The organism is Moorena sp. (assembly GCF_982860115.1).
Genome location: NZ_CEYLVT010000265.1, coordinates 1 through 9,424, shown reverse-complemented (window position 1 = coordinate 9,424; position 9,424 = coordinate 1). Strand labels below are relative to the sequence as shown.

Annotated in this window: 3 protein-coding genes; all 3 read left to right on the top strand. The window is 44.6% G+C overall.

Going from position 1 to position 9,424, the window contains the following annotated elements; genetic code table 11:
- Positions 1-113: 113 nt before the first annotated feature.
- The 3 genes from AC4II3_RS28485 to AC4II3_RS28475 all read left to right on the top strand — a co-directional run bounded on the left by AC4II3_RS28485 (position 114) and on the right by AC4II3_RS28475 (position 9,324).
- On the top strand, positions 114-2,639 hold the full coding sequence (locus AC4II3_RS28485; RefSeq protein WP_490722976.1) for a CHAT domain-containing protein: 2,526 nt from the start codon (positions 114-116) through the stop codon (positions 2,637-2,639).
- A gap of 440 nt (positions 2,640-3,079) precedes the next feature.
- The gene (locus AC4II3_RS28480) at positions 3,080-6,697 is read left to right on the top strand and encodes a two-partner secretion domain-containing protein (RefSeq protein ID WP_488015802.1); all 3,618 of its coding nucleotides are present in this window, start codon (positions 3,080-3,082) and stop codon (positions 6,695-6,697) included.
- Between the two features lie 11 nt (positions 6,698-6,708).
- Positions 6,709-9,324, top strand: a complete 2,616-nt coding sequence (locus AC4II3_RS28475) for a CHAT domain-containing protein (RefSeq protein WP_488015804.1) — start codon at positions 6,709-6,711, stop codon at positions 9,322-9,324.
- The last annotated feature ends 100 nt before the right edge of the window (positions 9,325-9,424 follow it).

Here is a 9,424-nt window from a genome sequence, read left to right as displayed (position 1 = left end):
CGTTTAACGGGACTCCTGTGGAGCAGATATTGCCCAATCTTGATTGTCATTCGGGAAGAGGGAACAGGGAACAGGGAACAGGGAACAGGGAATAGGGAGTAGGGAGTAGGGATATGAAAAAACTATTATTTATATTTGCGATCGCATTAACTTGCTTCTTGCCATCCGGCGAAGCCTTATCAAATTCTCAAGGAATAACACCGGATTACCCAATTAGTGATTCTCCAGACCAACAAGCCCAACACCTCTATGAAACCGGGCAATACCAAGAGGCTATCCCGTTGTTGGATCAAATTATTAATAACTACAGCGATAGTGGCGACCTTATTGGTGAGATTAATTCCTTAGTCAATCTCGCGTTAGTTTATCAAAGCTTGGGAGACCTAGACCAAGCTAAACAAACACTATCCCAGAGTTTTACCCAACTAGAACAACTTGATAGTACCAAAGAACGTCAAGAATTACAAGCCCAAATTTTTTCAGTACAAGGACAAGTATACTTATCACTAGGTCAGGCCAAAAAAGCCTTAGATACTTGGCAGCAAACGAGTGCTATCTACCAAGACCTCGGAGACTTAACTAGATTAACAGAAAGTCAGATTTACCAAGTGCAAGCCTTACGAGTCTTAGGGTTGTATAATCAAGCCACTAAAACCTTAACTCAAATCCAAAAAACTCTCCAAAACCAACCGGATAGCAAACTGAAAAGTACTGCCCTCCTATACTTAGGTGATGTGCTGCGCCGAGTAGGTAAATTCCAAGACTCTAAAGCAATTTTACAACAAAGTTTAGCCATAGCCGAAAACTTACGATATCAGACCTTGATTGCTGATAGTCTGCTCAGTTTGGGGGATACAGCTAGATTAAAAGGAGACACAAAAGAGGCAATAGAGTTCTATCAACGAGTTGTGAAGGAATCTCCCTTACCGGAGAGTAAGATTCAGGCACAGTTAAATCAATTGAGTATAGTGATAGCTAAACAAGAGTGGTCACGAGCCAGAGAATTATTGCCAGCTATCGACAATACCTTAACTAACTTATCTCCCAGTAAAACAGCAATAAATGCTAGAATTAATCTAGCCAAAACCCTGTCAAAAGGGAAAAAATCAAATCTCAAATCTCCAAAAGACCTGGCTACTTATCTCGCCGATGCAATTAAGCTGGCTAGGAATTTAGGAGATAAACGAGCGGAAGCGGAAGCCATCGGTAACTTGGGAAGCTTATACGAACAGCAATCACGTCTTGAAGAAGCCCAAAACTTGACGGAAAAAGCGTTAGTCATTGCTCAAGAAATCCAGGCTCCGGATTTAGCCTATCAATGGCAATGGCAACTGGGCAGAATCCTCAATCTAAAACAGGATAAAACAGGTGCGATCGCGGCCTATGCTCAATCGGTGCAAACCCTCAAATCTATCCGTAGCGACCTAGTCGCCATTAGTAGCGATATTCAGTTTGGGTTTCGAGAAAGCGTCGAACCAGTCTACCGAGAATTAGTAGCACTACTGCTGGAACCCAATGCATCTCAAGACAACCTCAAACAAGCACGAGATGTGATTGAATCCCTACAACTAGCGGAACTAGACAACTTCTTTCGGGATGCCTGTCTAGATGCTAAACCCGTTAATATTGACGAAATAGATCCTAACGCCGCTATCTTCTATACCATTATCTTGCCAGACCGCCTGGAAGTAATTGTTACTTTACCCGGACAATCCCTGCGCCAGATCACTACTAACTTACCCAAAACAGAAATAGAAGAACAACTGGCTTTGGTAAAGAGGAATATTACTAGCCCTTGGCGAGTTCTGAGTAAGGAAAACTTACAAACAATACACGACTGGTTAATCGGCCCGATTGAAGCGGAACTAGCCAACAGTAACATCCGCACCCTAGTATTTATCCCAGATGGGGCTCTGCGCAATCTTCCTATGTCTGTGCTTTATGACGGGGAAAACTATTCCATGGAGAAATATAGTATTGCAGTAGCACCTAGTTTACAATTAATCGACCCTAAAGCTTTAGTCAGACAAAACTTTTCGGCTCTGACCGCTGGACTAACCGAAGTTCGTCCCCATCGTCCAGATTTAGGAGCACTTCCTGGGGTGAAGGTGGAATTAGAGAATATCAAGGCCGAAGTTCCCTCATTGATTCTACTCAATGAGTCCTTTACCGAATCCAACTTCAATACAGAAGTTAATACGTCCGGTTACGAAGTGGTTCATCTGGCCACTCATGGTGAATTCAGTTCAGTAGCGGAAGAAACGTTTCTGCTGACCTGGGACGACGTGATCAATATCAATGAGTTAAATACTCTGATCTCAGCGGATCAAAAGCAAAAAAATCCCATTGAATTACTCGTCCTCAGTGCTTGTCGGACAGCCACAGGAGACTCCCGAGCCGCTTTGGGATTGGCTGGAGTAGTAGTGCGTGGGGGGGCACGCAGTACCCTTGCCAGTCTCTGGTCTGTGGAGGATCTAGCTACTACAGAGTTAATGAGTCGCTTCTATCAGAAGTTAGCCACAGGCCAGGTTACCAAGGCTAAAGCTCTGGCTCAAGCTCAACTGGAGCTGTTGCACAGCGAGCAATTTAATCACCCCTTTTACTGGTCGGCTTTTATTTTGCTGGGAAATTGGTTGTGAAAATTAGGGTGTAGGGTTTAGGGAGTAGGGTGTGGGGGGTAGGGTGTAGGGTGTGGGGAGTAGGGTGTAGGGCTCACAGGGGTAGGTGTTTTACATTTGGGTAAAACATGGGACGACCCAGAGGGAGAGGAAAAGAAAAACAACGAACAAGCGATGCAGCGCGGTCTTGGGGGTTTCCCCCACTCGCGCTTTGCATCAAGACAATGATGATTTTTAACGACAATAATGGTATATTGTCTTATCCCCCACACCCCACACCCCACGCCCCACACCCCACACCTGACGTCTTTGTAAAAAACATACCCTTGAAAGCTACTCCCTATTCCCTGCTCCCTGTTATTGTTAATTTTAAGTAAAGTCTTGATGAAGAGTTTGTAAATCAATCAAGCTGAAATATATTTTTTGATTTAATTAGAAAATTCGATAGCTTATTGATTAACATGAAAGCTCGGATTTCGCGACTGGTGCCAGCAACTAGCGTTGTGCTGTATTCTCTAGTGGCTGCAACTACGGCATTAGGACAAATTACCCCAGATAATACCCTAGGGGATGAAAGCTCTGTAGTAACCAATCTGAATATTAACGGGATTGTAATAGATTTAATTGAAGGTGGAGCGATTAGAGACAGTAATCTATTCCACAGCTTTTCGGATTTCAATGTGGGGCAGTTCGGGCGAGTTTATTTTGATAATCCTGCTGGAGTTACCAACATCCTGAGTCGGGTAACGGGAGGTAATGTTTCCAATATTTTGGGGACTCTAGGGGTATTGGGTAATGCTAATTTATTTTTGATTAATCCCAATGGTATTATTTTCGGTCTCACTAGCAGACTAGATCTACGAGGAGGGTCATTTTTTGGGAGTACTGCTGATAGTGTGTTGTTTGACGATGGCACAGTTTTCAGCACTAAAAATCCCAATGAGAAACCGTTGTTGACGATTAATATTCCATCTGGGTTGCAATATGGTTCCAATCCAGGGAGTATTACTAATCAATCTTTGTTTGGGCTTCAGGTACCAAATGGTCAAACCTTAGGGCTAATTGGTGGTGAGGTTACTATTCCTGGTAGCGCTCTAGCTGCATTGGATGGACGGATTGAGCTGGGGGGTGTTGGTGCTAATGGTATGGTGAAGCTGACCCCAACGGATACTAGTTTTGGGTTGGATTATTCAGGAGTTCAAGGGTTTGAGGATATTAGTTTGTCAGACGGTGCTCTTGTTATTACCACTGGAAAAAGTGGTGGCAGTATCCAGGTGCAAGGGGCTAATGTAACTTTTAGCGATTTCTCTTTTGTTTTTGCGAATACCAATGGCAGTGGCAGTGGTGGTGGGATAGAGATTCAAGGTTCTAATGTAACTTTGGATCGCTCTTTTGTTTTTGCGGATACCAAAGGCAGTGGCAGTGGTGGTGGGATAGTTGTTGAGACTTCAAACTTAAGTCTTGAGGGTGGTTCTAGCATATTTGTGAATGTATCAGGCTCAGGACAGGGGGGAGATGTAACAGTGGATGCCACTAAATCTGTTCGAGTGGTTGGTACGGCTGATGGTACTCCTAGTATCTTGGGATCCCTAGTTTTGCAAACAGCAACAGGAAATGTAGGAGATGTCAGTATTACCACTGAGCAGTTAATTATCTCTGATGGAGCACAAGTTTCAGCTGGCACTCTTGGTCAAGGGGACGGGGGAAATTTGAGTGTGGATGCTTCCTCTACTGTTCAAGTAATTGGTACTGATGGTTTGTTGATCAGCGGCTTGTTTGTTCAAGCTAATGAGGGAGCAACAGGAAATGCCGGAAATTTGAATATTACCACTGGGGAGTTAATAGTCTCTGATGGAGCTGTTGTTTTAGCTAGCACTTTTGGTGAAGGGGACGGAGGTAAAGTGAATGTCAATGCCAACTCTAGTGTTCAAGTGATTGGTACGACAGCCGATGGTCAGTTTCCCAGCCGCTTGTCTGCTCAAGCTAATTTAGGCTCAAAAGGAAAAGCCGGAGATATCACTATTACCACTGAGCAGTTAATGGTCAAAGATGGAGCATTTGTTTCAGCTGCCACTTTTGGTCAAGGGGACGGGGGAGATTTGACAGTGGATGCTTCTTCTACGGTTCAAGTGATTGGTACCTCATCTGATGCTACGCTCCTAAGCAGGTTATCTACTGGAACTCAAGGGAGAGGAAATGCCGGAAATTTGAGTATTACCACTGAGGAGTTAATCGTCTCTGATGGAGCCGTTGTTTCAGCTAGCACTCTTGGTCAAGGAAACGGAGGAACCTTGAGAGTTGATGCCTCCTCAACTGTTCAAGTGATTGGTACCTCAGCTGATGGTACTTCTCTGAGCAGGTTATCTACTCAAACTCAAGAGAGAGGAAAAGCTGGAAATTTGAATATTACCACTAGGGAGTTAATCGTCTCTGATGGAGCATTTGTTTCAGCTAGCACAGTAGGTGAAGGGGACAGCGGAAATTTGACTGTGGATGCCTCCTCAACTGTTCAAGTGATTGGGACCTCAGCTGATGGTGAGTTACCCAGCGGTTTGTTTGCTCGAACTTTTGGGAAAGGAACAGCCAGAGATATCACTATTACCACTGGGGAGTTAATCGTTTCTGATGGAGCATTGATTTCAGCTAGCACAAGCGGTGAAGGGAACGGGGGGAACTTAACTATAGATGCCGACTCTACTGTTCAACTGATTGGGACCTCAGCCAATGATCGGTTTAGCAGCCGCTTGTTGACTCAAGCTAATCGAGAAGCAACAGGAAATGCGGGAGAGTTGAAGATTACCACTGGGGAGTTAATCGTCTCTGATGGAGCACAAGTTTCAGCTGGCACTGTTGGTCAAGGCAATGGGGGAAATTTGACTGTAGATGCCGACTCGACTGTTCAAGTGATTGGTACCTCACCCGATGGTCGGTTTCCCAGCGGCTTGTTTACTCAAACTGAAGGCAAAGGAAATGCCAGAGATTTGAAGATTAACACTGGAGAGTTAATCGTCTCTGATGGAGCACAAGTTTCAGCTAGCACAAGCGGTGAAGGGAACGGGGGAAATTTGACTGTCAATGCCTCTGAATCTGTTCAACTCATTGGTACTGGTACCTCAGCCTCGGGTGAGTCTGACAGCGGCTTGTTTATTCAAGCTAATCAGGACGCAACAGGAAATGCCGGAAGGTTTTTGAATATTACCACTGGGCAGTTAATCGTCTCTGATGGAGCATTTGTTAGTGCTAGAAGTTTTGAAGAGAGAACTTCAGCAGGAGAAGTAAATATTAATGCTAACTCCATCTTCCTAGACAACAATAGCAGAATCACAGCAGAAACAGCAGGAGGAGATAACAGCAAGATTAAACTCTTTTCCCGTGACATCCGACTGCTTAACGAAAGCAAAATTATAACTGAAGCTCAGAATACAACCACTGGGGGCAATATCAATATTCAGACTGATACCCTAGTTGGTCTCGGAGATAGTGACATCATTGCCAATGCTGACGAAGGGGAAGGAGGTCGTGTTGTAATTAATGCCAAAGGCATCTTTGGTTTAGAGTTTCGAGATGACCTCACTCCAGACAATGACATTACTTCTACTTCCAACCTTGGCTCATCCTTCAACGGTGACGTAATTCTCAACATCTCCCAGGTAGACCCCACCTCAGGCTTAAACGAATTGCCAGGAATCCTGGTGGATGCAGAAGCGATTCTGGCCAATGACCTTTGTGGCTTTGAGAATGATCGGATTGCTGGCGGGAGTTCCTTTACCATTACCGGCAAAGGCGGTTTACCACCAACTCCAGAGGATCCAGTGATTAATGCCCACAGAACAGTCAGATGGCGAACTCGTCCCAGGTTACCCAGCACCAGAAAACCATTACAAGCGCAAGGGTCAGTCAGACCCCGTCAAGACAAAAAAGTGATTATCGAAGCCCAAGGCTGGGTAGTAGCAAAGGATGGCACGATTATTCTGACAGCGCAACCGTTTAACGGGACTCCTGTGGAGCAGATATTTCCCAATCTTGATTGTCATGCGGGAGGAGGGAATAGGGAACAGGGAACAGGGAACAGGGAATAGGGAGTAGGGAGATGAAAAAACTATCATTTATATTTGCGATGCTCTTTCAGAGCCACTGCGTGATCGCATTAACCTGCTTCTTGCCATCCGGCGAAGCATTATCAAATTCTGTTGTCATCACACCCGATTCCCGATTCCCGATTCCCGATTCCCAATTCCCGATTCCCGATTCCCAATTCCCAATTCCCAATTCCCGATTCCCGATTCCCGATTCTCCAGAACAACAAGCCCAACACCTCTATGAAACCGGGCAATACCAAGAGGCTATCCCGTTGTTGGAGCAAATTATTAGTAACTACACCGATAGTGGGGACCTTATTGGTGAAATTAATTCCTTAGTCAATCTCGCGTTAGTGTATCAAAGTTTGGGAGACCTAGACCAAGCTAAACAAACACTATCCCAGGGTTTTAGCCAACTAGAAAAACTTCCTAATCCCAAAGAACGTCAACAATTACAAGCGCAAATACTAGAAGTTCAAGGACAAGTATACTTATCTCTAGGTCAAGGGGAAAAAGCCTTAGATACTTGGCAGCAAACGAGTGCTATCTATCAAGAGATCGGAGACTTAACTAGATTAACAGAAAGTCAGATTTACCAGGTGCAAGCCTTACGAGTCTTAGGGTTGTATAATCAAGCCACTAAAACCTTAACTGAAATCCAGGAAACTCTCCAAAACCAACCGGATACCGCCCTCAAAAGTACCGCCCTCCAATACCTAGGTGATGTGCTGCGCCGAGTAGGTAAATTCAAAGACTCTAAAGCAATTTTACAACAAAGTTTAGCCATAGCGGAAAACTTACCGGATCAGACCTTAATTGCTGACAATCTTATCAGTTTAGGAAATACGGCTAGATTAAAAGGAGACACAGCAGAGGCAATAGAGTTCTATCAACGGGTTGTCAAGGAATCTCCCTTACCCGATAGTAAGATTCAAGGGCAATTAAATCAACTGAGTATAGTGATAGCGAACCAAGAGTGGTCACAAGCTAGAGGGTTATTGCCAGCTATCGACAATACCTTAACTAACTTATCTCTCAGTAAGACCGCTATCAATGCTAGAATTAATCTAGCCAAAACCCTATTAAAATCGACAACATCACTAAAAACTCCCAAGGATATTGCTACTTATCTCGCTGATGCTATTAAGCTGGCTAGGGATTTGGGAGATAAACGAGCGGAAGCGGAAGCTATCGGTAACTTAGGCAGGTTATACGAATACAATCAACGTCTTGAGGAAGCCGAAGACTTGACGGAAAAAGCGTTACTAATTGCTCAAGAAATCCAGGCTCCGGATTTAGCCTATCAATGGCAATGGCAACTGGGCAGAATCCTCAATCTAAAACAGGATAAAACAGGTGCGATCGCGGCCTATGCTCAATCGGTGCAAACCCTCAAATCTATCCGTAGCGACCTAGTCGCCATTAGTAGCGATATTCAGTTTGGGTTTCGAGAAAGCGTCGAACCAGTGTACCGAGAATTAGTAGGACTACTGCTGGAACCCAATGCATCTCAAGAAAACCTCAAACAAGCACGGGATGTAATTGAATCTCTACAACTAGCAGAACTAGACAACTTCTTTCGGGATGCTTGTTTAGATGCTAAACCCGTTAATATCGACGAAATTGACTCCAACGCTGCTATCTTCTATACCATTATCTTGCCAGACCGCCTGGAAGTAATTGTCACCTTGCCGGGACAACCCCTGCGCCAGATAACTACTAACTTACCTCAACCAGAAATAGAAAAACTAGTGGCTTCGGTAAAGACAAATATTACTAGCCCTTGGCGAGTGCTGAGAAAGGACAACTTACAAACAATACACGACTGGTTAATCGGTCCGATTCAAGCAGAATTAGCCAAGAGTAATATCTTCACCCTAGTATTTATTCCCGATGGGGCTCTGCGCAATCTTCCCATGTCTGTGCTTTATGACGGGGAAGACTATTTGATCGAGAACTATAATATTGCCTTAGCGCCTAGTTTACAATTAATCGACCCTCAAGCCAATGTCAGAGAAAACGTTTCGGTTCTAACTGCTGGAGTGACGGAAATTCGTCCCCATCGTCCCAAATTAGGATCACTTCCTGGGGTGAAAGTGGAATTAGAGAATATCAAGGGTCAAATTCCTTCATTGATTTTACTCAATGAGTTCTTTACTGAATCCAACTTCAATACAGAAGTTAATACCTCTAGTTACGAAATCGTTCATCTGGCCACTCATGGTGTATTTAGTTCAGTAGCTGAAGAAACGTTTCTGCTGACCTGGGATGACGTGATTAATCTCAATGAGTTAAATACTCTGATCTCAGCGGATCAAAAGCAAGAAAATCCCATTGAATTACTCGTCCTCAGTGCTTGTGAGACAGCGGCAGGAGATTCCCGAGCCGCTTTGGGATTGGCTGGTATCGCCGTGCGTGGGGGGGCACGCAGTACCATTGCCAGTCTATGGACTGTGAACGATCTAGCCACTACAGAGTTAATGACTCGCTTCTATCAGAGGTTAGCCAGAGGCCAGGTTACCAAGGCTGAAGCTCTGCGTGAAGCTCAACAGGAGCTGTTGCAGAGCGAGGCATTTAATCACCCCATTTACTGGTCGGCTTTTATTTTGCTGGGAAATTGGTTGTGAAAATTAGGGTGTAGGGTGTAGGGAGTAGGGTGTGGGGGGTAGGGTGTAGGGTGTGGGGGGTAGGGTGTAGGTATGGATGCAAAAGCTACCCTACACCTCA